Origin of the sequence: Serratia sp. (in: enterobacteria), assembly GCF_051654945.1 — a bacterium.
GTDB lineage: Bacteria > Pseudomonadota > Gammaproteobacteria > Enterobacterales > Enterobacteriaceae > Chania.
This window is the reverse complement of record NZ_JBOFZA010000111.1, coordinates 1-1,950: the sequence shown is the minus strand read 5'-3', so window position 1 is coordinate 1,950 and position 1,950 is coordinate 1. Positions and strand designations below refer to the sequence as shown.

Genomic DNA, 1,950 nt, shown 5'->3' with positions numbered 1-1,950 from the left:
GAAAGAAGAGAACAGATGCTGAAAAGCTTTCTTCCCTGCGAGGAAAAGTCAATTTATGCAATGTTAAGATCAAACCTTGACAATGTGAAAGATATTGTTTTAAATGAAATAAAGTCTTATTTGCAATACAGAGAGTTTTTCTTAATGTGTTAGATGTTTTCTGATTCGCAAGTAAATTTAGTGCTACTATGCCCAAACAGCTTAGTTTAGCGTTTCTATGATTAGTGACACTGGGTCAGTGCTCCTGCGTGAAAGAAGAGAACGCGGCTCCACAGATGCTGAAAAGCTTTCTTCCCTGCAAGGAAAAGTCAATTTATGCAATGTTAATATCAAAGCTTGACAATATGAAAGATATTGGTTTTAAATGAAATAAACTTATATTTGAAATGCATAAAGGCGTGTCTTTAATGTTTTGGATGGTTTCTGCTACACAAGTCAGATTAGAGCTATTATGCCCAGAGAGCTTAGTTTAGCGTTTATGTGAATAATGACACTGGGTCAGAGCTCCTGAGCAAAAGAAAAGAACGCGGCTGTACAGATGCCGAAAAGCTTTTTTCCCTGCAAGGGAAAGTCAGTATATGCAATGTTTATATCAAAGCTTGACAATATGAAAGATGTTGGTTTCAAATGAGACACACTCTTATTTGCAATGCAGGAACACGTTTCATTAATGTGTTGTAGGGTTTCGGCTCCTCAAACAAAGTTAGTGCTACTATGCCCAGACAGTTTACTTTAGCGTTTCTATGAACTGAGAAGCTGTATCAGTGCTCCTGAGCGAAATAACAGATTGCGGGATTACAAAGGCTGAAAAGCTTTATTCTCCCTGTATGAAAATACAGTTCAATGCAATGTTCAGATCAAAGCTTACTAATATGAAAGATGTTCGTTTCAAATGGAAAAGTATTATTTGCAATGCAGAAACACGTTTCCTTAATGTGTTGTAGGGTTTCTGCTCCTCAAGAAAAGTTAGTGCTTTATGCCCAAACAGCATATAATAGTGTTTCTATGAACAGTGGCACTGTGTTAGTGCTCCTGAGCGAAAGAAGAGAACAGATGCTGAAAAGCTTTCTTCCCTGCAAGGAAAAGTCAATTTATGCAATGTTAATATCAAAGCTTGACAATACGAAAGATATTCGTTTTAAATGAAATAAAGTCTTATTTCCAATGCAGAAACGCGTCTCAATAAGGTGTTGTAGGGTTTGAGCTTCTTAAGTCAAATTAGTGCTACTATGGCCAAATAGCCTGTTTTAGCGTTTCTATGAACAGTGGCACTGTGTCAGTGCTCCTGAGCGAAAAAAGGAACCGCAGCTCTAGAGCTGCTGAAAATCTTTTCTCCCTGTAAGAGAATATCAGGTCATGCAATGTTAAGATCAAACCTTGACAATATGAAAGATATTGGTTTTAAATGAAATAAACTTATATTTGAAATGCATAAATGCGTTTCTTTAATGTGTTGCAGGGTTTCTGCTTCTCAAGTCAAATTACTGCTACTATGGCCAAATAGCCTATTTTAGCGTTTCTATGAACAGTGGCACTGTGTCCGTGCTCCTGAGCGAAATAAGGGACTGCAGCTCCACAGATGCTGAAAAGCTTTTTTGCCTGTAAGAGAATGTCAGTTGCAATGTTAAGATCAAAGCTTGCCAATATGAAAGATGCTCGTTTCAAATGGAACAGTCTTATTTGCAATGCAGAAACACGTTTCCTTGATGTGTTGTAGGGTTTCTGCTCCTCAAGAAAAGTTAGTGCTTTATGCCCAAACAGCATATAATAGTGTTTCTATGAACAGTGGCAGTGTGTTAGTGCTCCTGAGCGAAAGAAGAGAACAGATGCTGAAAAGCTTTCTTCCCTGCGAGGAAAAGTCAATTTATGCAATGTTAAGATCAAACCTTGACAATGTGAAAGATATTGTTTTAAATGAAATAAAGTCTTATTTGCAATACAGAGAGTTTT

1 protein-coding gene is annotated in these 1,950 nt (G+C 37.3%); it reads left to right on the top strand.

What is annotated here, in order from left to right:
• Positions 1-1,685 precede the first annotated feature (1,685 nt).
• The coding region (locus ACRDCA_RS25190; protein WP_438691973.1) for a hypothetical protein at positions 1,686-1,950 on the top strand (265 nt) is incomplete at its 3' end.